Origin of the sequence: Bradyrhizobium diazoefficiens, assembly GCF_016616235.1 — a bacterium.
GTDB lineage: Bacteria > Pseudomonadota > Alphaproteobacteria > Rhizobiales > Xanthobacteraceae > Bradyrhizobium > Bradyrhizobium diazoefficiens_H.
The window spans coordinates 6686362-6708719 of record NZ_CP067100.1 but is presented as its reverse complement, the minus strand read 5'-3'; the positions used below and the strand labels follow the sequence as shown (position 1 = coordinate 6708719).

Below are 22358 nucleotides of genomic sequence, written 5' to 3'. Positions count from 1 at the left end.
GTATTGACGGTGCCCGATGTTGGGTCGCACGGCCGCTCGCCATCGATGCAGCAGCGCGAGCGCAACGTGATTGGGCGTCTCGCACAGCACGTGGTGGATCAGCAGTTTTGCTCAAGTGGACCTGCTTATGCTGGACAATGCCGATGACCTAGCGCGCATTCTGATTGCGGAGATGGGCAAGCCATTTCTCAAGTCGAAGGGCGAAATCGCTTATGGCGCCAGCTTCATCGAGTGGTTTGCTAAGGATCCCGTGTCTATGGGCGATCCCTGGTCATCAGGTCAACAAGCGCATTTTCGTGCTCAAGCAACCGATTGGCGTCGCGCCATAAATTCCACCCTGGAACTTCCCGAATGCAGTGATTGCGCGCAAGATCGGCCCGGCGTTAGCCGCCGGCTGCACCTTCGTCGCGCGTCCTCCGAACTCACGCCGTTATCCGCACTCGCTATGTAACGGCCGCCTCCTGTCTGAGAGGATCGAGGGTTTTCAGAACCCAACCCTTCAGACAGGAGGTTTTTCGAAGGTCCAGGTGAGCCCCCTCCGCCGACGCATGATCGAGGATATGACTGTCCGCAATCTGTCGTCGGCGACGCAGCGATCATATCTCAACGCGGTATCGAAGTTCAGCCGATATTTTGGCCGATCGCCCGACCGTCTAGGCTTGGAGGATGTCCACGCGTTCCAGGTTCATCTGGTGGCGACGGGGATCTCATGGCCGGCCTCAACCAGATCGTCTGTGCGTTGCGCTTTTTCTACGGCGTGACGCTCGGTCACAGCACGATCCCGGAGCGCATCGCCTATGCGCGGGAGTCACGCAAGCTGCCGGTCGTGCTGGGTGCCGACGAGGTAGTGAGCTTTCTGGAGGCAATCCCGAGCCTAAAGAGCCGCATAGCGTTGACGACAGTCTATGCCACCGGATTACGCGTGTCGGAGGTGGTTTTCCTCAAGGTCGCGGATATCGACAGCCAGCGGATGGTGATCCGGGTCGAGCAAGGCAATGGCGGCAGAGACCGTTACGTCATGCTCTCGCCGCAGCTTCTGAAGATTCCGCGGGCCTATTGGCGGCTAACCCGGCCGACGCGCTGGCTATTTCCTGGCCGCGACAGTGAGCGGCCGCTTGATGCGACCGTGCTGCACGCGGCGTGCCGCTCGGCCCACATTGCAGCCGATCTGAAGAAGCGCGTGACTGTGCACGCTGCGGCACAGTTTTGCGACCGATCTTCTGGAGAACGGCGCCGACATTCGTGTCATCCAGGTGCTGCTCGGCCATACCAGCCTGCGAAGCACCGCACGCTACGCCCAGGTTGCCACCAAAACGATCAGCCAGACCCGAGTCCGCTTGACCGGCTGCGATTGGAGATCGTTCCGCCCGGCTGATCGGGCATCATGGGTCCGGCTTTGGAGGTGGCGGACGTATTCCGCCGCCACGGCGAAGCCTTTTCGACAGGCGCATGCCGGTCACCTCGGCCGCATCGAGCGCCGCGCGATGGGCGCCATCACCGCGTGTCGGACGGCGGTGCTCGGCGGCCATGTCGAGCAATGCGACGACTGCGGCGCTACGCACATCGCCTACAACTCGCAATCGGCATTGCCCGAAGTGGCAGGGCGCGGCGCGCGCGCAATGGCTTGCCGAGCGGCAAACCGAGCTCCTTCTGTGCCGTATTTCCACGTCGTCTTCACCTTGCCGGCGCCCGCCGGAGAGATTGCCTTCCATAACAAGGCGATCGTCTATGCCATCCTGTTCTGCTGCGCGGCAGAGACGCTCGCCACCATTGCGGCCGATCCCAAGCATCTCGGCGCTCAGCTCGGCGTGACCGCCGTGCTCCATACCTGGGGCCAGACCCTGCAACACCATCCGCATGTCCACTGCATCGTGCCCGGCCGTGCACCTTCGCTCGACGGCAAACGCTGGGTCGCTTGCCGGCCCGGCTTCTTCCTGCCGTGCGCGTCCTCTCTCGGCTGTTCCGCCGTCTGTTTCTGCAAGAGCTGCAAGCCGCCTTCACGGCCGGCCGGTTGGGCTTCTTTGGCGATCTCGTCTATCTCGCCGATCCCGCCGCGTTCACCCAGCGCCTCGATCAGCTCCGACGGACCGACTGGGTCGTCTATGCCAAGCCGCCATTCGGCGGGCCCGAACAGGCGCTGCTCGGCCGCTATACGCATCGCGTCGGCATCGCCAACAGTCGGCTGATCTCACTCGCCGATGACAAGGTGAGCTTTTCCTGGAAGGACTCTCGGCAGAATCGCAAAGCCAAGGTGATGACGCTTGATGCCGGCGAGTTCATTCGTCGCTTTCTCCTGCACACGCTGCCGGACGGCTTCCACCGCATCCGCCACTATGGCTTCCTTGCCAACGGCGGACGCAACGATAAGATTGCCCTCTGTCGTCAACTCCTCGCTGTCCGCAACGCGCCAACTGATCAAAGAGCCGCCACCGACCCCCTCGTCAAATGCGAGATCCCGTCTGCCCACATTGCGGCGGCCCGTGCGGCGCGTCGATGTCGTCCCGCGAGCCTGCGCCCGCAACCATCTGTTTCGTTGTGATACGTCATGACCGGCGCCTCCACCATCCGGCTCTTCCGTGACCAGCTTCTCGGCGGCAAAGTCCATTGTCGCCGCGGTCGCGTTCGTCACCGAACACCCCGCCAGTCGTTCGGCCACGCCTCCCAGCGCCGCAAATCCGTCACGGCATCGCGCCCTTTGTCCGAGCAATGGGGCCGCTCACATCAGCTCAATGCCTCGCCGACGCGCGGCGACTACAGTCGCACCTTCTCGGCAGCCGCACTGGCTGCACTATCGGCATAGCGCCCCGCAACTCCGCGGCTTCTTCAATCCAGCTTCTATGAGGTCGCACGCTACGACAGAGCGCGGGCTCGCCTTTGCCCCGCTACCTCACAGAACCCTCAAGACTCCCTTTCGCCGCGGACCATGATTCTGTGGTGCATCTGAGGGGCCGATGCGGCCGAAGAAGCACAAGCCGACGGGCTCGAATGACCTGTTCCGGGCGAGGCTGGACCAGATCATCAACCCGAAGCACGAGCTGGTTCAACTCGCTTGCAAGATCGATTGGGGCTGGATCGACGGCGAGGTCGCGCTGCTCTACAGCGAGAATGGCCGGCCCGGGATCGAGACCCGCTTCATGATCGGGTTGCTGTTGCTCAAGCATATTTATGGGCTGTCCGATGATGGCATTTGCGAGCGCTGGGTCGGCGACCCGTATTTCCAGTTCTTCACTGGCGAAGAATTCTTCCGGCATGCCTTGCCGCACGAGCGCTCGGACCTCAGCTATTGGCGCAAGCGGCTCGGCGACAAGCTGGAACGGCTGCTAGCTGAGAGCCTGCGGGTGGCGCACGAAGCCGGCGCGTTACGCAGTCAGGGCCTCAGGCGCGTCACGGTCGACACCACGGCGCAGCTCCAGAACGGCGTCGACTTCGGTCTTCGATTTCTCTGTCCACGCGGAGTCAAATTGCTCTCAGAAGTCTGTGCAGCCCCGGATCCAGGGCTCTTGGAAATTGCCTGGATCGACCCGAAAGCCTTTCGGTTCGGGAAACGGCGGCAGCTTCGGCTTAAGACGTTGTGGGGCGTTGATCCGGTCTGCGACGCGAGTGTCGGCGTGGTGAGTAGACCCAACGCGATTTGCGAGCCGGCTGGCCCTGTATGATCGGTCTGGCTGCCGCTGGACGATGCCTGACGAGGCGAATGGGGCCAGCAGCCGGAAACAAACGCTTGTTCAATCCGAGACGATCAGCAGCGCTGATCGGCGGAGCTGTCCTGGCGGTCATCACAAAAACCGCCTGCATCGCCGTAACAGGCAGGCCGTGCTTCCGTCCACCGCGTTTCCTCAGCTTCTGTCCAAACTCACGAGAGCAGAGTTGCATAATATGCAAGAAATTTCTCTATTGGCAAAAACAAAAAAGGCTGCCATCGTTATGTCGAAGCCGGCGCGGGCCCGGCTGCCATTTGGGAAATCCGCCTATGCCAGTACTGCGTCGGAGGTCGCTTCGAGCCTCAAACCAGGCAGTTGCGCAGAAGCTCATCGTTGATGTCGGGCGTCATGACATTGGCGTGCTGATCGGACGAAGTATTCCCATCGCGCTCTATCGTTCTGTTGTCGATATCGAGCATCCGCTCAATGCTCGACTTGGCCTTCAGCGAAAAAGCCCGGCCAAGAATTCAGACCTTCCAGCTCAAAGCTAGCTGCCAAATAACAAATTCAGAGAGACGGCTATGTCTGAAAGTAAGCGGAAAGTCGCCCTAGTCACTGGCGCTGGTCGAGGAATCGGCAAGGCGACGGCTCTCGTGCTCGGCAGGCGCGGTTTCGATGTTGCAGTGCACGACATTGACGCAAGCACAGCGGTCGAGACCGTCGCGCTTGTTCGCAAATTCGGTGTCGAGGCGGAAAGCTATGCTGCCGATGTGTCCGACCGCGAGGCGATGCATGGTGTCGTGGCGACCGTCGAGAGTCGCTTCGGTCAAATCGACATCTTGATCAACAATGCTGGGATCTCGTCGGACCGTTGTCCGGTCGAAAAAGTCACCGAGACAATGTTCCAGCGCTCGATCGGCGTACATCTCGCTGGAACCCTCTGGACAACGCAAGCAGCTATCGCCGGCATGAAGCGGCGAAGTTTCGGCAGTATCGTCAATCTCTCGTCGGTCCAGGCTCTCGTTGGCTGGCCCGAAGGCGCGACTTACAATGCGGCCAAGGGTGCCGTCCTCGCGCTCTCAAAGGGTTGGGCCAAGGAATTCGCGCCCTGGAATATTCGCGTCAACGTCGTCGCGCCCGGGCATACCGAGACTGAGATGACGGTACGTAATGACCCGCCTGAGTTGCGGGCGGAAAAGGCTAAGACAATTCCGCTCGGACGCTACGCGCAACCTCATGAAATGGGTGAAGCTATCGCTTTCTTAGCAAGCGACGAGGCGTCTTTCATTACCGGGCAAGTACTCAGTCCGAACGGAGGCTTCGTTATAACGTGAGGAATTTCCTCCAGTTCGATCCACGCGAAAATCAGGACCAGAATTCGTATGATTGTTGCGCCGCAGGTGGTGTTCCCGGTTAGCGAAGGGTCGCCGGTAACACATGATTCCAGTCAGTCCCAGAAAAATCCGAAGAAATGTTTTGGATACATCAACCAGGTCACTAATTCCCGAAACTTCAATTCGCAAGGAACGCTATGACTAACAAGAACAGCACAACGGGCGCTCAAGGTGTAAGCGAAGCGCTCGTCAGGCTTGGCGTAACTCACATCTTCGGCATGGATACCCCTGAGCCGTTATATATCGACTTGGATCAGAGCATCCGGGCGATCACGATCCATGATGAGCGCGCGGGCGCAGTAATGGCCGATGCGTTCGCCAGGACATCAGGTCGCGTTGGAGTGTGTGGCGCGATACGCGGTCCCGGTGCAACGAACTTGTTGTCTGGCCTGGCGGAGGCCTACAACTCGTCTACGCCGGTGTTGGCGCTCGTCAACGACGTCGCAACTGCAAATCTCGACCGTAACCCCATCCAAGGTATCGACCATGTCCGCCTATTCGAACAGGTGACTAAGTGGGGCAGGCGGGTCGATACTTCCGAGCGGACGGCTGACTACGTTGTCCATGCGATGCGCGTGGCAACGACAGGTCGGCCGGGGCCGGTTCTGCTCGCCTTTCCAGACTCCGCTCTGACCAACGGCCCCGTTAACCCAGTACAAATCACTGAACCCGCCGCGTATCCGCGCGTGCGCGTGTCGGCTGATCCAGCGCTCATTAAAGTGGCCGCGCAGCAGATCGAGTCCGCCTCTCGCCCAATAATGATCGCTGGCGGTGGACTGCATCTGTCGCAGGGTTATGAGGCGCTGCAAGCGCTAGCCGAGCGGCGGCAAATTCCAGTCGCGACTACCCCATTGGGCAAAGGCGCTATCGCGGAGATACATCCGCTTGCTGCGGGGGTAGTCGGCGCCTACACGGCTGGCCCAGGGGCGCGAGGATGGATCGCGAATCAGGCTGTGCGTGAAGCAGATCTGGTGGTCCTTGTGGGCACAAAGACCGATTCAATCGCGACCAACGACTGGACCATCCCCGCAGTTGGCCAGCAGATCATCCATATCGATATCGATCCGCTGGAGCTTGGCAGGACCTATCCGGCGCTGGAGATCGCCGCGGATGCGAAGCTAGCGCTTGATCAACTTGTTCAGTCGATAGCCCCGCGGACGAAGCCGTGTGCTTGGACACGAGAGCTGCAATCTAAGATCTCGGACTGGCAAGCGAACTTCGAAGCTCTTGAGATGAACTCGGAGACCATCGACCCACGCCTCATATATCGTTCTTTGAACGCCCTCTTGGGCGAAGACGATATTGTAACCACAGATGCTAGTTACTCGTCAGCTTGGGGAATGGATTTGCTTCGGTACAAGAAGGCAGGTCGCAAGTTCCTCGCGCCGCGGGGCTTCGCCGGTCTAGGGTGGGGCGTGCCCGCGGCGATCGGAGCTAAGTTCGCTAAGCCGGAGGCGGCCGTGTTTTGCGTAACCGGTGATGGCGGATTCGGCTACGTCGCGATGGAGATGGAGACGGCGGCTCGCTACGACGTACCGATCTGTGTGATCGTACTCAATAATGGTATTCTAGGCTTTCAGAGGCACTACGAGATCCATCGTTTCGGCAAGACGATCGAGACGTCCTTTACCGCTGTCAACTATGCAGACTTGGCGCGCACGCTAAACTGTGATGGCATACGTGTAACAACTCCAGCGGAATTTGAGGCTGCTCTACAGAAAAGTCGGGGGCTGCGCCGCCCGCTGCTCATCGATGTCGTGACGCCGCCAGATGCCCGTCCTCCGATTAGCACGTTCGCGTACGCACCGGTTGACGCCCGGCATTGACGGTGAATGGCTGGCGATGGTTGGATTCTAGGCTTTGACGTGGCTGAAGGGTGGCCAGTTGTCGTCGGCGGTGCCGACTTGCTCGGCTCGGCGATCGCCCGCGGCTTTCCTCCGAGGGCCCATGCGTTGCGGCCTGGGGTATGAATGAGGCTAGCTGCACGCCCCTCGCGGCGTCTGCTGCCGAACCGAATGACATGACTGCCTCTTTCGACAGCCTGAGTTCTCAGGCGGTCGCGAGAGATTATCCTCAATCCAACAGATGGCCGCCGATCGAAAATTTTCGGGTTCAAGCTGACTACAACGATGGTTCAACTTAAGGACGGCTCAACGCACGAGCCGCCTCGTGTAGTGTGAGAGAGATTCTCTGGCCTAGAAAAGCAGACATCAAAATTCGTTGGTGACCGATTCAAGGGACGGGCTGCGCTTGCAACAGGGGGGCTGGGGCCATTGGCAGAGCGACAGTAACGGCCTTGCCGCAGAAGGGGCGCGGATCGTGGTCTGGGATCGCGATATTACGGGAGGAGAGAAGTTCCTAGGCGAGATGCGTCACGCCGGGCACGGTGTCCCCTTTGCCGAGGTAAATGTAAACGACTCATCCGCCATTCTGGCAGATGCCGAAGCGCTTAAGAAAGAGTTGATCCCCGACATCATCGTGAACAATGCTGGCGGCGCTCTCGACAAGCATCACGGCTTCACCGATCGGTCTAACGATGATTGGGCGCAGGTTCTCCAAATCGGAGCACGGGAGAAGAGTGAGGTTGGATTACATGAACAAAGTATCGGATCGCTATATACGCAACATGCCGTTCGAGACGGACGCTGGCGTTTCTGCGCGTGCGGCACTCGGGTTAATTGTACTGGCAAGCGACCAGAGCATCGAATACGAGTTCCGCCGCGTCGTCACCCTGCCGGGAGTCGGAATTTACGAGTCGCGGATTTACAATGCGCCGGAAGTGACGCCGGACACGTTGAAGGCGCTGGAAAAGGAAATCACTCAGGGCGCAAAGTTGATCCTACCTGGCGTCCCCATCGACGTTATGGCCTTCGGCTGCAACTCGGGAACAATGATTCTCGGAGAAAACGTCGTCTACGAAAAGATCAGAGCTGCGCGGCCTGGCGTGCCCTGCACCTCTCCGGTCACGGGCACGATCGCAGCATACAAGCGGCTTGGTGTGTCGCGCATTGCGGTGCTGACGCCGTACAGCGACTCGGTCAACGATTTCGTATCCAACTTCCTGCGAGAGCGTGGTCTTGACGTGGTGGCGTTAGGTTCGTTCAATGAGGAAAACGATCACAAGGTTGCCCGGACGTCACTCGCGTCGATTAGCAAGGCCGTGCTGACGCTTGGCCGGATCGAGGGCGTCGAAGCGGTGCTCGTTGGCTGCACGAGCCTTCGCCTTGTTGACGAGGTCGCGAAGATCGAACAAGAATTGGGCAAGCCTGTTACATCGAGCAATCACGCAATGGCATGGCACGCCTTGCGATTGGCTGGCATTCACGACACCATGCCCAAGTTTGGCAGATTGTTCGAACTATCGGTTTGACAAGAGCACAGGATGGCGTCTCACCATTGGGACAACGACCTCCGCCAGAAGATCGCAGAATCGATCCTCTGTCTCCCGAGGCCGTTGTTATTTGGGACAAGCATGACCAGACTCCCGTTCTGGAACGAAGTACTGTGAGCTCTGCCCGGAAGTGGCCGCAATGATGCAGTCGGGTATGTATTTTCCTGACATCGTGGGGCAAAGCAGTCGCCGCAATCAATTTATGATCGAGGGGTCAATCGAAGACTGGTATTCGCGGCGGTTGGAATTCCATCATCGCTGTGAAAGCTACATAGAACAACAACTCGCCAGCGGCCAATGGTGCGGATGTCGGACGACCTACGCCATGAGGGCGGGTGATCAGCATGCACACGGATCTCAACGGACCATCCGACCGTCGGCGTCATGGTGGCATTTAGTGCGTTGGCGCAACGGTTCGATTTGTATGCAAGCTGCGTTGTGGCTGCTCGATGCTCTGTATCGCACAAAAACCCGCAAATTGTAGTGATCAGACGCAGAATTTCGGAGAGACGATCGGGTATCTTGAGGAATTTCGACTTCGCGCTTCTCGTAATATTCTCGTAACAAATGGAGAGTCTGAGAACTGAGTTGTTGCTGACAGACTCGACGCGGCTCCTACTATCTCGACGCGCAGAGTGTTCATTCACGGCCGGCATCTTACACGCTGCTAGATAGCTGACCAATGAGCATCAGCACCAGGGGGCAAATCGGATGGGGTACGCTACTAGGCCTTATTTAATGGGCGATCTTTCGTCCACACGGCGAGGCGCCGCGGCATTCTTGGACAATTTACCTGTCGACGACCCCCACGCGGCTATAGGTCAGCAGAACTGGATCACCAGATGGACAAAGATCGGAGATGAGTACTGCCTTCTTGGTGACTTGAATATCAAGAAAGGAGCTTTCGATGAGGCGACCGACGCTTGGCTCTGTGCGCTAACTGCCTTTGAAACTGCCAGGCGACTAGTTGATCAAGACGATCCGCGAAGTGTGGACGTGTTAGCCAAAGTCGACGGCGGCATTCAGAGGTTCGAATTGTCTCTGGCGCAAAAAATAGAGCGGGTAAAAATTACGTGTTGCGATCACGCTGAACTTTCAGCCTATTATCTGCCGGCCGGTAGTCCCGATTTGCCCGCATCCGCAGTCATTTGCATCAGTATGGAACAAGAAACAGGAGCGACGCTGCTCGGAAGGCTCTTGCCCGTGGTGATTGGCCGGGGCATGTCACTTCTCGTTATCACTCACGACGACGTCTCAAGTCACTCGCGCGGCAAATCCGAAGCACTGTTGTCGTTCTGTTTGGATTACTTATCAGCTCGGCGGGACGTTGATGACACTCGGATCGGTGTCTATGGAGAAGCATTTTCGGCCGTTCTCGCTACTGAATTTGCTGTGTCCGATGGTCGCCTGGCTGCGGCCGTCTGCGACGGTGGCCTTTGGAATTGGGCTCGGATCGTAGCGTCAGTCGATTGGCTGACGCGGACAGCAAACATCGCCCTGGAGAACGACGCAATATCGGCACGTCGCTTGCAGTTTATACGACAGTTGAGGTGCCCCGTCCTCGTGGTTGCCGGTGGACGTGGCATCGTTAGCGTCTCGGAGGCGACCAAGTTACAAGCCTATTGCATGGCAGCGCGAATTGATCTGGAGCTAGCCCTACCGCGGATGATCCGGAGCCCCGGGAGGGGAATCGAAAATTTCGTGACTTCCGACGATTGCATCTTTGGATGGTTGGAGCACAAACTTGCGCTCAATTCACATCAATATGTTGTAGGCCAAGATAATCAGATAACTTGAGACCAAATCGCTGCCAACCGTCACACGGTCCGTCATTGCATGGTGCCGAAACGATAGGCTTTGTTGGCAAGCTCGGCCACCGGTGAATCTGGTCCCTACAATACGCCTATACTCAGCTTTTGAGACGCCAGTCGGCTATTTTTGGCGATCGAGACTAGTCGTTGATTCAGGTAATGAACGGACGCCTCATCTAGCCCGTCGAACATCGTTGTGTTAAGGGCTTGTCTCTTGATTGACAGTTTCTCGATTTCTGCACGTGCCTTTTGAGTCAACGACATCTGGACAAACCTTGCATCATCCGGCGATGGCGCGCGGGAAAGGAATCTGATCAATTCTAGTTTCTTGGTTTGATTGGTAACAAAGGCTGGATGGATTCGTAACTTGTTTGCAACGGCTATTCCCGAGACACCACGACCTTCATCAAGTGCGTCAATTGCCATTAGAATCAACCATTGCGGTTCGGTTATTCCTAAGATTTGAGCCCAGCTCTTATGTATTTCCTCAAGTTGAGAGTGGATTTCGACAATGTTCCAGATGAAATCCCTAACGGCTCTATCGAGTTGTTCCTTTTCGGCCATGTTGGTTTCTCCGCTATAATTCGGTGCCGCCGACAGGGCGCACAGTTAATCCCTTAGTTAGCGGGAACACCTGTATTCTACTTGGGACATCTGAGGCCCCCGAACAAGCGTCTGCGCAACATGGTGGCCATGCTAAAAATTAATTGACGAAAACAATTGATAGTGATAATCAACAGCTAGGCCGTTAACAGCTTCTGCCAACGGTCATCGTTTAAGACCTCCAAATGGAACCTCCGGGATGCCCCCCGGAGGTTTTGTTTTATTCTATCGATACGACCGACATTGGCATGGGTTTGGCGCAAACCAGGCGTTACTCAAGCGCAACAGATAGCGCCAAAATTAGATTGCAAAAATTAATTAATTGCACCAATGAATTTCAGAAATTATAGGTCGATGGACAGCGAGGGGGCGCCTCGAAGTCGTTCCGTCGAGCATTGGCCCGTACGACGAGGCTAGCAGCGGTGGATCTATGAAGGGCGGACAAAGACGTTTCCAACTCAGAGGTTAATCGATGAAACTGACAAAGAGTGTTATCCTAAGTTCTGTAGCAATGTTGACCGGAGCCGGGGCGCAGGCGGCCGATCTTCCGGTAAAGGCGAAGCCGGTCGAGTACGTGAAGATCTGCTCGTTGTACGGGGCCGGGTTTTATTACATTCCGGGATCCGACACCTGCATCAAGCTCGGCGGATATGTGCGAGCAGATTTCACCGCACACGCCTTTGACTTCACGGCCTACAACAGTGGTTCGGCCGCTGCGAACAACCGTTTGACGAACTACTTTGGCGCCCGATCTCGCGTAGACCTCAATATCGACAGCCGCACCGCGACCGAATATGGCACGCTACGTACGTTTGCCGATGTGGTGTACACTTGGACGACCGGTAGTACCACCGGCGCTGGTGCCGGCCCCACTGGCGGTGCCACGACCTATAGTGGTGACGCCCTCGCGGGCGGTTCGCTTGGCGTCTACACTGCCTTTATCCAATTCGCTGGTTTCACCTTAGGGCACGCGATCTCACAATTCTCCGCGCCCTGGACTAACTATCCGGCGAACCTCTTTGATGGTCTGCCTGGCGGCGGGGGCACGGTCGTTGGTGTCAACCAGTTCAGCTACACTGCAGACTTCGGGCAGGGTCTCTCGCTCTCGCTCTCGGCGCAGGACCCAACGCTGAACTACCAGACTAACCTCTGGAACGTGAGCGCCGCCACCAGTGCGGGCGTCGCTGGTGGCGCTTATGGTGCCAGTGACTTCGGTGGCACGCGAGCTCCTGACCTCGTTGCCATGTTCCGCGTCGATCAGGCTTGGGGGCTGTTTCAGGCTTCATTCGCGGCGCATGACAACCACGCCGGCTACTACGGCCAATACGAAACCTCCGGCTATCCCGCCGACAAGTGGGGCTGGGCTGGACAATTGGCGTTGTCGATCAAGAACCTGCCGACCGGGCCGGGCGACACGATCAATATCCAGGGCGTGTATACCAATGGTGCAAGCCGTTACAACTTCCAGGAATTTACGAGTACCAGCTACTCGATGTTCGGTGGTACTGGATTGGCCGGTGCCTATGGGAGCATCGGTTTCGCCGGTCTGTCCGATGCAGTATTCGTGGCTGGCTCTGGTATGGAACTGACCACAACGTATGGTATGAACGCTGGTTACACGCACAACTGGAATCCGAACTGGAACACGTCGCTCTATGGTGGTTGGGGTGCGGTCCGCTACAACGGGACGGCCAAGAGTTATATCTGCGGTGGCGCCGCGATGGGGGCGCTCTTGACGGCTGGTTCGATCTGCAACCCAGACTTCGACCTTTGGGTTGTCGGTACGAAGGCGACTTGGACGCCCGTGAATAAGTTTGCCATCTCGGGCGAGGTCAATTACGAGCGGCTTAACCAGAACTATTCGGGGTCGATCGTCTACCCCGGTTCTGCTGCGACTGCCAAACCGCCTGCGATCTATCAGGTCAAGGATCAAGGCACCGTCTCGTTCACGGTTCGCGCGCTTCGCGCTTTCTGAACCTAGTCGCCGATCATACATGTTGACAAGCCCCCCGGCGAGAACCCGCCGGGGGGTTGTTTATCGCGAAACGTCGTTTGAGCAGCGCAGCATCTGGGCAATCTGATCGCGAAGATTGGTTGCGGTTGGAATCAGAAACTCTCTCCCTTGAGGGTTCTGTGAAGTCGCGGGCCCGGCGGTGCCTATTGCGCAGGGCGCGAGTACGACCTGCCGGATTGAACGATGCCGCGAGTTGTTTGGCACAATCGAGAAGCAACGCGGACGCGAGCCAAATTTGACGGTAGCTACGCAATCGTTGCAAAGAGCGATTGGCTCGGCAAGGACGCTCTCGCGGATCGGCTGCTGGGAGTGAGAAATCTTCAGATCGCTACGCGGACGGAGTTGCCATAGACGACCCAATCATATGTCTGAGTTGATTGAGCCCAGTGGAAGGCTGTGGGCTCCGCAAGCTCCAGCTCGCTATGCTGGCCTGCAAGGCCGAGTTCATCGCGCGGCGTCAGTTGCAACGGTCGTCGGCCAGTATCATTGGATTCCACGCCGCAAGATCGTATGTCGCGCTTCGGCCGTGGAGTTGGGGGACATCACTTTTGAGCCGAGGTCCGAATTGGACAGAGGACTAAACCGCTCGCGCGGTAGGGCGCTGCGGCTGGCGGCACGGCCAAGAGGATAGCGCAATGGGGCGTCCTGTCTTGAGATGAGGGGTTCGCAACCTTCACTCAAAACAGGAGCATCCCCATGACCGACGAGGCAATGAGCGCCGTTGCGCCGGCGCATGATCGAAGACAGACGATCCGCAAGCTCGCGCCGAAGACCCAATGCGACTACGTGCAAAACTTCGCGGCGTTTCTCGGGCGATCGCCCGATACGGCGAGCTTCGAGGACGTGCGCCGCTACCGGTTGCATTTGATGGCGAGCGGCGTTGGCCTGTCGACCATCAATCAGACCGTCTCGACCCTACGGTTCTTTTTTAAGGTCACACTCAAGCGCCATGAGATCGTCGAGCACACGCATGTCATTCACGAGCCGCGCAAGCTGCCGGTAGTACTCAGCGTGGAGGAAGTGGCAAGGCTGCTCGATGCCGCGCCGGGGCTGAAGTACAAGGCGGCGCTGAGCGTGCCTACGGCGCCGGCCTGCGCGACACCGAGGTGATCTCGCTCAAGGTCCCCGACATCGACAGCAAGCGGATGATCATCCGCGTCGAGCAGGGCAAGGGCGGCAAGGACCGTAACGTGATGCTATCGCCGAGTCTGCTCGAGTTGCTGCGGGCCTGGTGGAAGGCGGCGCGGCCTCAGGGTTGGCTGTTCCCAGGCCGCGATCCGGCGCAGCCGATGACCACCCGCCAGCTCAATCGCGCCTGTCATGCCGCCGCCCTGATGGCGAAGATCAATAAGCGCGTCTCGTTGCACACCTTGCGGCACAGCTTCGCCACCCACCTGCTCGAGCAGAACATCGATGTCCGCGTCATCCAGGTGTTGCTCGGTGACGCCAAGCTCGACACCACGGCGCTCTATACCCGCGTCGCTACCAAGACGATCAGCGAGGTCATGAGCCCGCTGGAGCACATCGCGCTCAAGAAGGAGATCCGGCCGCCCGGCTGACGCGGCGCGTGTCGCGCCCGGCCTTGGAGGTTGCGGATGTCTTCCGCAGCCATGGTCCGGCATGGCGTCGAGCCCATGCCGGCCATGTCAGCCTCGACCAGCTGAAGGTGATGTCGGCGATTGAGCGTTGCCGCACGGCAGCGCTCGGCGGCCATGTCGCGCGTTGCGCGGACTGCGCCTATACGAGTATCGCCTACAACTCCTGCCGCAATCGGCATTGCCCAAAGTGCCAGGGCGCCGCGGCGAAGGACTGGCTTGCCGACCGCGAAGCCGACCTGTTGCCGGTGCCGCACTATCACGTCGTGTTCACGCCGCCTGCGGCGGTCGCCGACATCGCCTACCAGAACAAGGCCGTGGTCTACGATCTCCTGTTCAAGGTCTCGGCCGAGACCATACTGACGATCGCCGCCGATCCGAGGCACCTCGGCGCCCGCATTGGCATCACCTCCGTGCTGCACACCTGGGGCTCGGCCATGACCCATCATCCCCATGTGCACATGATCGTACCGGGTGGCGGCATCTCCCTCGACGGCAGCAAGTGGATATCGTGTCGACCTGGATTCTTCCTCCCGGTGCGCGTGCTCTCGCGGCTGTTCCGCCGGCTGTTCCTGGAGAAGCTCATGGCGGCGTACGCCGCCGGCCGCCTCAACTTCTTCGGCGATCATGCCCTGCTTGCCGACACGCAGGCCTTCGCGACCCATCTGGCGCCGCTGCGCAGAAGCGAATGGGTGGTCTACAGCAAGCGCCCGTTCGGCGGACCCGAGGCGGTGCTGGCCTATCTGTCGCGCTACACCCATCGCGTCGCCATCGCCAACAGCCGCTTGATCGCCGTCGACGAGCAGGGCATCACCTTCAAGTGGAAGGATTACCGGATCGAGGGCCACAATCGGCACAAGCGCATGACGCTTGCCACTGACGAGTTCATCCGCCGCTTCCTCATCCATGTGCTGCCAAAAGGCTTGCACCGCATCCGCCACTACGGCCTGTTCGCCAAAAGCGCGTGCGCCGATAACGTCGCCCGCGCGCGTGAGCTGCTCACCGTTGCAAAACCTGAAGGCGAGCCCACTAGCGCTGCCGTCGATCCCAACAAGCCGAGTTGTCCATGCTGCGGCGGTCGCATGATCATCATTGAGGTGTTCGCGCGCGGTGCAACGCCACGACATCAGCCGACAGCGCCAACGAACCGCATCAGGATCGACACCTCATGACCGCGTCACAACCCTGCAAATCTGCTCGTCGTGATCGCCAGCTCTCGACCGGCCACGGCAGGGTGCGTTCAGATATCCGCCAGCCGTCGCAAGTCGTCGGACAACTCATCGAGTTCGACGCCAACCGCCGCTCATTCGTCAGCCGCTTCACCGTCGTACGACTCGTTGCATCGGCTTGATCCAAATCAGACAGCTCGCCCGCGGCACTCAAATCACCAATAGCGCCTGCCGCACCGCTCTACCTTCCCCAATCGCGGTTTCCTCCCTTGGAGGCTTTCGGACGCCGGCCGCCGAACTCGTGGCGCCGTCCCTCAAGCGGCCAGCATCCGAAACCCTTCACACAAGAGGAAATCGTCATCATACGCTCCGTTTGTCGTGTCAGCCATGTCCGGTTCAAGATGACTATGTTCAGATTCCGACACTCACGCGGAGGTACTCGCTCGGCGCGGCGCGAAGTGCATCCTTTGGCTCCTCTCGAGGCAAAGTTAGAGCAATGTCTTTGACGGCACGAAAATTGCTACGATCGGCGCAGGATCCTTTACGACCATGGTGGGGCGCACCGTGCAAAGATCGACTATTAACATAGGCGTAGGCGGCCAGATTCCAAGTTGCGCGGGAACCGCGGTTGAGGGCGGTCTCCGCGCGCTCAAAGTTTTCCTGCGCGAGGAGTTCTGGCTGATCGCCAATCTGCGTCCGTTGAAGATGAGGTGCCTGCTGGTCAGTGTGAGGGTATCGATCTCGTGCTGGTGCACGAGAATATCGAAGCACTCTGTTTGGCCATCAAGCCCTTCACTCGTATCTGCGATGCATCCGCATTCGGTTGCGGCCTCTTCCGGCATGAACGCGCTTGCGCGGCGCACAGCATCGATCGCTTTGCTTTCGACTGTGCACTTGTCAATGGGTGCAAGGTCATCGTCGTCCACAAGGTCAATGTGCCCAAAGCGCTCACTTGGTTGTCCCTCCAAGCCAGCCGCGAGATCGCGCAAGAACATAAGTGTCGGGTGGCGATGGACGATCGCATTGTGGTGCCTCCGCCATGCAGTTTGTGATGAAACTCTGCGCGGTGCGATGTCCCATACTGACCACGCTTCTGTTAGACCACATCTTGTAGGGCCAGATGGCGGCCGTTATTGGGATCTCGGCATCGTCGCCAAGCCTCGGTATTGGCGAGCATGGCCCGATCTTTGAGGCCGACTCGGCGCAGACTTTCGCGGTAGGGGCGTCGCCGACGCCTTGGCCTTGCTGCCTGCCGCAAACATGATGCTCGGTCCCGTAAGATCGATCTCGCTGCTCGCCTTGAATCAAGTTGATCTTCCACGTCCAAGACGCGCGCGCCCGATCTTGGCGGCAAGACGTCCACCTCCCGAGTTTTCGAGGTCGGTGATCAGGCGCGTGGTCAACTGACGGCGCGAGGCGCAGATCGCGAGCCAAAAAAAGGAGCATGGCACATGGTAAAGGGCTCGGATCTACTGGTTGCGGCGCTGGAGCATGAGGGCGTCGACCGGATATTCGGCCTGCCCGGCGAAGAGAACCTTGATGTTGTCGAATCGCTGCGTTGCTCGAGCATTGAGCTTGTTCTGACCCGGCATGAGCAGGCGGCCGCCTTCATGGCCGCGACCCACGGCCGGCTGACCGGCCGGGCCGGCGTCTGCATGTCGACGCTCGGTCCGGGTGCCCTCAATTTCACCACCGGTGCCGCCTACGCTCACCTCGGTGCGATGCCCATGGTACTGCTCACCGGCCAGAAGGCGATCATGCGCAGCCGCCAAGCCCGCTTCCAGATCGTCGACGTGGTCGCGTCGATGAAGCCGTTGACCAAAATGTCCCGCCAAATTGTCAGCGCCTCAAGCATACCCACCATCATTCGCGACGCGTTCCGCCTTGCCATGGAGGAGCGGCCAGGGCCGGTGCATCTGGAGCTGCCAGAAGACATCGCTCGCGAGGAGGTCGAGCCGGTCCCGATGGTGCCGATCCATCCTATGGAGATTCCGGTGGCGCATCGGGATGCGCTAAAGCGCGCTGCGGAGATGATCCTTGCGGCCAGGCGTCCGCTGATCATGTTAGGAGCGGCGGCGAGCCGGCCGAAGTCTTTCGGCATTGCCGATTTCGTGCGGCGCACCGGCATTCCCTTCTTCACCACCCAAATGGGCAAGGGGACTGCTCCCGGAAGTACCAGCCTCTATATGGGTACGGCCGCCCTCTCGGAGCGCGATTACGTCCATGAGGCGATCGACCGGACAGACCTGATCATCGCCGTTGGTCATGATACGGTGGAGAAGCCACCCTTCATCATGGGACCCAACGGACCGAAGGTCGTGCACGTCGGCTATACGCCGGCAAACGTCGAGCGGGTCTACTTTCCGCATGCCGAGGTCATTGGCGATTTGGGACCGAGTCTCGAACTGCTAGCCGACCGTCTCGAAGGCAAACTACCGAATGCCGACGCGCTGTTGCCGTTGCGCGAAGGCATTCTAGGGCGTATCGCCGATCGCAACACCGAAGGCCGCTTCCCTGTCACGCCGCAGCGGCTCGTGCACGACATTCGCGCTGTCATGCCTGAATCCGGGATCGTCGCGCTCGACAACGGCATGTACAAGATCTGGTTTGCACGCAACTACCGGACCTATGTTGCCAACACGCTGCTGCTCGATAATGCACTCGCGACGATGGGGGCTGGGCTGCCCTCAGCGATCACGGCGGCCATGCTCTATCCGGACCGCCGGGTGATGGCGATCTGTGGCGATGGTGGCTTCATGATGAACAGTCAGGAGCTCGAGACCGCGGTAAGGCTCAAGCTCAATCTCGTGGTTCTGATTCTCGTTGACGGCGCTTATGGCATGATCCGCTGGAAACAGGCGGTCGACAACCTCCCGGATTTCGGACTAAGCTTTAGCAATCCCGACTTCGTCCGCTACGCCGAATCCTACGGCGCTAAGGGAGCGCGGGTGGCGTCGATCGATGCGCTGGTACCCACGCTTGAGGCTGCGTTCACGGGCGGCGGCGTCCATGTTGTCGATGTGCCGATCGACTATTCCGAAAACATCCGCTTGCTGGTCAAAGCACTGGGACCCCCAAGCCGGTCGTCGAGTTTGCGCGAGTGAGGAGAAGCAAAAAAGGATCGCAAGGATCAACTTTCAGACCCTAGAATGTTTTGTTTCAAGTCGGCGTCTCGTGCAAGCTCGGCGAGCTTGCAATGGGTTAGTTGCGGAGCTTCTAGCGTTCGCAGAGCGGCCTCCATAAGCAGGTGATCTAATCTCCTGAGAATTGCAGCGCTATTTGATTTGGTAGCTGCCCGACGACGCAGCTAGTGCTTTAGTTCGTTTGAACCAAGGAGACGACATCCCGCAAGATTTATACAGAACTTCCACGTCAGCCTGATGTAACGGAAGATCCTGTCGAGTACCTCGATCTTCGAGATCGACGACGCCATTGATTCTGCGGAGACGCTGCGATGGATCATGGTGCGCGCCCGCCCTCGGTGGCAGTACCGCCACATCGTGCCAGTCGCAAAAGACGGTGTGTCGTAATGCTAAGCAGCGCTGCGCTCATGGTGACACCAGGCTTCCACTGCGCGGCTAATTATCAGCATGGCCAGGAAAATGGAGCCATCGATGGGAGTGTTATCGCATCTACGGGTCGTCGAGATCGGTAGCTCGGCTGCAACAAGCTATTGCTCGCGGTTGTTCGCGGATTTCGGCGCCGATGTGCAGAAAGTCGAGCCGCCAGCCGGCGATCCACTTCGCCGCAGCGCGCCGCTTACCCCAAAGGGTGAGAGCGCGTGGTTCGCATTCCTCAACTTCAATAAATCAAGCAGAACTATCGATCCCACCGCCCGAGACGCGAGCACGCAGCTAACGGCATTGATCCAGCATTGTGACGTTCTGGTCGATGGCTGCGACGTCGATTCAGCAGATTGCCCGTCGATTGATATTGCCGCGATCCGCCTCTTGCATCCCGGGTTGATCTATGTTGAAGCGAGCTGGTTCGGCCGCGAAGGTCCCTATGCAGGATTTTCCGCAACCGACACGACCGTCCGTGCGCTCGCCGGCCTTATCAAGCTGGTTGGACCGGTCGAGGGGCCGCCATTGCACGCACCGGATTTCCAAACGGGTCTCATCGCTGGGCTTTGGGGGTTCATTGCCGCGGCTTCTTCAGCCATTGGACGAATGCAGGGCAGGGCAGGACGGTCGTGGTCGCTCAATATTTTCGAATCGAGCCTCGCTCTCAGCGAGTATCTCATGTTCGAAGCCTTTGCGCGCGGCGACGTGATGCGCCGGATTGGCATTAACCGCTTCTGGCCAGGCTTTCCCGTCGGCATTTACGAAACCAGAAAGGGTTGGCTCGGCGTTACCGTTGTAACGCCGGCACAATGGCGCGCATTCTGCGACATGCTCGGCCTGTCTGAATTGGGTGGTGATCCGGCTCTGGCCCGCGGCGAAGATCGTCTGAAACAGATGGAACAGATCGAACAACAGTTTGTGCCGAGGCTAAAAGCGCGGACAGCGCGTGAGTGGTTTGCAGAGGGACTGAAACGCAAGATCCCGGTCGTGCAAGTACCCGAAATATCTGATCTGGTAGAGGACCCGGAGAAGAAGGCGCGCGGCGCAATCGTACCGGTCCTGTTTGGCGAAGAAGAAGATGGCCTCACCGCTGGATCGATGCTGCGGCTGACATTGACACCGCCGCGCCGTGGGGGAAAGGTTCCGGCTCCCGGCGAGCAACGGGCTTTCGCGAACACCCGAACACACATGTCCTTCGCTGCGCCGGAGTCGTCCTACTGCATCGATGCCGATCGGCAGCCGTTGCATGGGATTCGCGTCATTGACTTCTCGATGGGCTGGGCTGGCCCGTTGTGTACGCGCACCCTCGCTGATCTCGGCGCCGACGTCATCAAGATCGAGGCCATCCAGTATCCGGACTGGTGGCGCGGTGTTGATCGGCGGCCTGCTTACGTCGACGGCCAGATGTACGAAAAGACAGTGCGCTTCTGCATCATGAACCGCAACAAGCGCGGCATCACACTCGATCTGACGCGGCCGCGGGGCCTCGCTCTTGCCAAGCGGCTTTTGGCGGAAGCCGATATTGTCGTCGACAACTATTCTGTTGATGTGTTGCCGAAGCTCGGGCTTGGCTACGACGTGCTCAGAACGTTCAATCCGCGCCTCGTCATGATGTCGATGTCAGCCTTTGGGGCGAACAGTGTCCATCGCGATTGCCGGGCCTACGGCTCAACTCTCGAGCAGGGGTCGGGATTGCCGAGCGTGATCGGAAGCCCCGTCGGGCCACCCGTCATGAGCCATATCGCGTTTGGGGATGCTGTCGGCGGGTTGAACGGCTGCGCTGCAGTTCTGGTTGCCCTGATTCATGCGCGCAAAACTGGGGAGGGGCAATTCATTGACCTTGCGCAGATCGAATGCATGATGCCGTTTGCGGCGCCATGGATCACGGTCCACTCAATCTGCGGTACGCCGCCGACAAGATACGGCAATCGCCATCCGCAATTCGTGCCGCACGGCTGCTTCCGATGTGCTGGTGAGGACAACTGGATCCTGGTAGCGGCGACGGACGCCCGCATGTGGCAGAGGCTTGCGCTGCTTATTGGCCGACCCGACTGGTCGATGGACGCTTCGCTGAAATCTGCGGAAGCTCGCCGGTCAGTTCAAGATGTCATAGAGGCAGGCATCTCAGCCTGGACGATCACCCGGAACGCGGACGAAGCCATGTCCGAGTTGCAGGCCGCAAAAGTTGCTGCCGGCGTGGTCCGCCTGCCAATTGACCTGCTCCAGGATCGGCATCTCGGCTCGCGGGCATTTCTGCAGGAGGTCGAACGCGCTTTCATAGGGAGGCATCCGCAGCCCTCGATGCCGATTCGCGAAGGTGCAGAACCATATGCGATCCGCACAGCGGCGCCGACGCTCGGTCAGCACAACGGAGAGATCCTATCAGAGCTTCTCGGCCTCTCCGACGCCGAGATAGCGCAATTGACGATGGAGGGCATTATTGGTGCGGAGATGCTCCCTGAACGGGAGCTCGCAAAAAAAAAGAAAGCATCTTCAGGTTGACAATCAACGCCACGGCTTGGATGGCGAGATGCTTGGCACGTAAGCTTCCTGCGCCGTGGCCGTGAGCGTCTTACTCGGCCATGCGGCCGGGCTCCAGAACCTCCGCACAGTGATTATGACTCTTTGGCAGTGTCGGGGTTGGCTCGGGCAATTTTTGGCGCCGGCCTTATCTGTCTCCATTTGACGGGGGGCGAGCGGCAGCCATTCCCGGGCGATAATTTCCCAGCACAGCCGCTTCTGGCATCTACCCTGCGATTGAGGCATTGTCCCCCGTAAGAGTCGGATCTCGATCGCGACCGTTGCGGGCGGCTTCAATCCATCGTGCCCAGGCGTAATACATCATGAGACCAAGGATGCCAGCCGCTCCAGAGCCTACTCATAAACGCCTGTACCCTCGTGCCGATCATTGCGGACACCCGAGCGCCTCAAATTCTCGCTACCCCTCTGAGGTACGACGAACGTCGCTCACTGCTGGGAAGAAGCCGGCATTCACCGCAACCCGCTCCTGTGTGAACAGCGGGCGTGTCCACTTCTCGATCTTGATGCCAGGAGCCGGGATCGCCGGCGGCTTCAGCGCGCGCATCCACCGAGTTCTCCCTGAAGCGACGCCGCCGACAGCGCAAGTGTCTCCTCAATCGACGCTGCCTGCATTCGCGGTCTTCGAATCATCATTGC

At 59.0% G+C, this 22358-nt stretch carries 12 protein-coding genes and 5 pseudogenes; 15 read left to right on the top strand and 2 right to left on the bottom strand.

Annotation, left to right across the window (positions count from 1 at the left end):
- Positions 1–548 precede the first annotated feature (548 nt).
- The 9 genes and pseudogenes from JJB99_RS36725 to JJB99_RS31680 all read left to right on the top strand — a co-directional run bounded on the left by JJB99_RS36725 (position 549) and on the right by JJB99_RS31680 (position 10223).
- Positions 549–1375, top strand: a pseudogene (locus JJB99_RS36725) (tyrosine-type recombinase/integrase).
- A gap of 109 nt (positions 1376–1484) precedes the next feature.
- Positions 1485–2539: pseudogene (locus tag JJB99_RS37035) on the top strand (IS91 family transposase).
- Between the two features lie 412 nt (positions 2540–2951).
- Positions 2952–3407 (top strand): annotated as a pseudogene (locus JJB99_RS31705) (transposase); the annotation flags it as partial.
- Between the two features lie 563 nt (positions 3408–3970).
- Entirely contained in the window at positions 3971–4192 is a 222-nt protein-coding gene (locus JJB99_RS36005; RefSeq protein WP_210347631.1) for a hypothetical protein, read from the top strand.
- A 30-nt stretch (positions 4193–4222) separates the two neighbouring features.
- A complete protein-coding gene (locus JJB99_RS31700) occupies positions 4223–4975 on the top strand; it encodes an SDR family NAD(P)-dependent oxidoreductase (RefSeq protein WP_200496091.1) in 753 nt (250 codons plus the stop codon).
- Between the two features lie 197 nt (positions 4976–5172).
- Complete coding sequence (locus JJB99_RS31695; RefSeq protein ID WP_200496090.1) at positions 5173–6861, top strand: thiamine pyrophosphate-dependent enzyme; 1689 nt, start codon at positions 5173–5175, stop codon at positions 6859–6861.
- A 397-nt stretch (positions 6862–7258) separates the two neighbouring features.
- Positions 7259–7543, top strand: a pseudogene (locus tag JJB99_RS37030) (hypothetical protein); the annotation flags it as partial.
- 85 nt (positions 7544–7628) lie between these two features.
- Positions 7629–8405 (top strand): maleate cis-trans isomerase family protein, encoded by a 777-nt coding sequence (locus JJB99_RS31685; RefSeq protein WP_200496089.1) that lies wholly within the window; start codon positions 7629–7631, stop codon positions 8403–8405.
- A gap of 759 nt (positions 8406–9164) precedes the next feature.
- Positions 9165–10223, top strand: a complete 1059-nt coding sequence (locus tag JJB99_RS31680) for an alpha/beta hydrolase family protein (protein ID WP_200496088.1) — start codon at positions 9165–9167, stop codon at positions 10221–10223.
- Between the two features lie 95 nt (positions 10224–10318).
- On the opposite strand, the gene JJB99_RS31675 is transcribed toward JJB99_RS31680, so the two are convergent.
- Positions 10319–10801 (bottom strand): MarR family winged helix-turn-helix transcriptional regulator, encoded by a 483-nt coding sequence (locus JJB99_RS31675; protein WP_200496087.1) that lies wholly within the window; start codon positions 10799–10801, stop codon positions 10319–10321.
- Positions 10802–11312: 511 nt separating this feature from the next.
- On the opposite strand from JJB99_RS31675, the gene JJB99_RS31670 reads away from it, so the two are divergent.
- The 6 genes and pseudogenes from JJB99_RS31670 (at position 11313) to JJB99_RS31645 (ending at position 21683) form a co-directional block, all read left to right on the top strand.
- Positions 11313–12815, top strand: coding sequence for a porin (locus JJB99_RS31670; protein ID WP_200496086.1), 1503 nt, complete (start codon positions 11313–11315; stop codon positions 12813–12815).
- A 735-nt stretch (positions 12816–13550) separates the two neighbouring features.
- Positions 13551–14413, top strand: a pseudogene (locus JJB99_RS37025) (tyrosine-type recombinase/integrase).
- An 8-nt stretch (positions 14414–14421) separates the two neighbouring features.
- The gene (locus tag JJB99_RS31660) at positions 14422–15621 is read left to right on the top strand and encodes an IS91 family transposase (protein WP_200496085.1); all 1200 of its coding nucleotides are present in this window, start codon (positions 14422–14424) and stop codon (positions 15619–15621) included.
- A gap of 707 nt (positions 15622–16328) precedes the next feature.
- Positions 16329–16670, top strand: a complete 342-nt coding sequence (locus JJB99_RS31655; protein WP_200496084.1) for a hypothetical protein — start codon at positions 16329–16331, stop codon at positions 16668–16670.
- Between the two features lie 399 nt (positions 16671–17069).
- Positions 17070–18722 (top strand): acetolactate synthase large subunit, encoded by a 1653-nt coding sequence (locus JJB99_RS31650; RefSeq protein WP_200496083.1) that lies wholly within the window; start codon positions 17070–17072, stop codon positions 18720–18722.
- A gap of 510 nt (positions 18723–19232) precedes the next feature.
- A complete protein-coding gene (locus tag JJB99_RS31645; RefSeq protein ID WP_200496082.1) occupies positions 19233–21683 on the top strand; it encodes a CaiB/BaiF CoA transferase family protein in 2451 nt (816 codons plus the stop codon).
- 436 nt (positions 21684–22119) lie between these two features.
- Here JJB99_RS31645 and JJB99_RS31640 read toward each other — a convergent pair whose 3' ends face one another.
- Positions 22120–22266 (bottom strand): hypothetical protein, encoded by a 147-nt coding sequence (locus tag JJB99_RS31640; RefSeq protein ID WP_200496081.1) that lies wholly within the window; start codon positions 22264–22266, stop codon positions 22120–22122.
- Between the last annotated feature and the right edge of the window lie 92 nt (positions 22267–22358).

What these genes read in the sequence shown, in the direction of transcription:
- JJB99_RS36005 (WP_210347631.1), top strand. Translation starts at nt 3,971, where the DNA reads ATGCCAGTACTGCGTCGGAGGTCGCTTCGAGCCTCAAACCAGGCAGTT.
- JJB99_RS31700 (WP_200496091.1), top strand. Translation starts at nt 4,223, where the DNA reads ATGTCTGAAAGTAAGCGGAAAGTCGCCCTAGTCACTGGCGCTGGTCGA.
- JJB99_RS31695 (WP_200496090.1), top strand. Translation starts at nt 5,173, where the DNA reads ATGACTAACAAGAACAGCACAACGGGCGCTCAAGGTGTAAGCGAAGCG.
- JJB99_RS31685 (WP_200496089.1), top strand. Translation starts at nt 7,629, where the DNA reads ATGAACAAAGTATCGGATCGCTATATACGCAACATGCCGTTCGAGACG.
- JJB99_RS31680 (WP_200496088.1), top strand. Translation starts at nt 9,165, where the DNA reads ATGGGCGATCTTTCGTCCACACGGCGAGGCGCCGCGGCATTCTTGGAC.
- JJB99_RS31675 (WP_200496087.1), bottom strand. Translation starts at nt 10,801, where the DNA reads ATGGCCGAAAAGGAACAACTCGATAGAGCCGTTAGGGATTTCATCTGG.
- JJB99_RS31670 (WP_200496086.1), top strand. Translation starts at nt 11,313, where the DNA reads ATGAAACTGACAAAGAGTGTTATCCTAAGTTCTGTAGCAATGTTGACC.
- JJB99_RS31650 (WP_200496083.1), top strand. Translation starts at nt 17,070, where the DNA reads ATGGTAAAGGGCTCGGATCTACTGGTTGCGGCGCTGGAGCATGAGGGC.
- JJB99_RS31645 (WP_200496082.1), top strand. Translation starts at nt 19,233, where the DNA reads ATGGGAGTGTTATCGCATCTACGGGTCGTCGAGATCGGTAGCTCGGCT.
- JJB99_RS31640 (WP_200496081.1), bottom strand. Translation starts at nt 22,266, where the DNA reads ATGCGCGCGCTGAAGCCGCCGGCGATCCCGGCTCCTGGCATCAAGATC.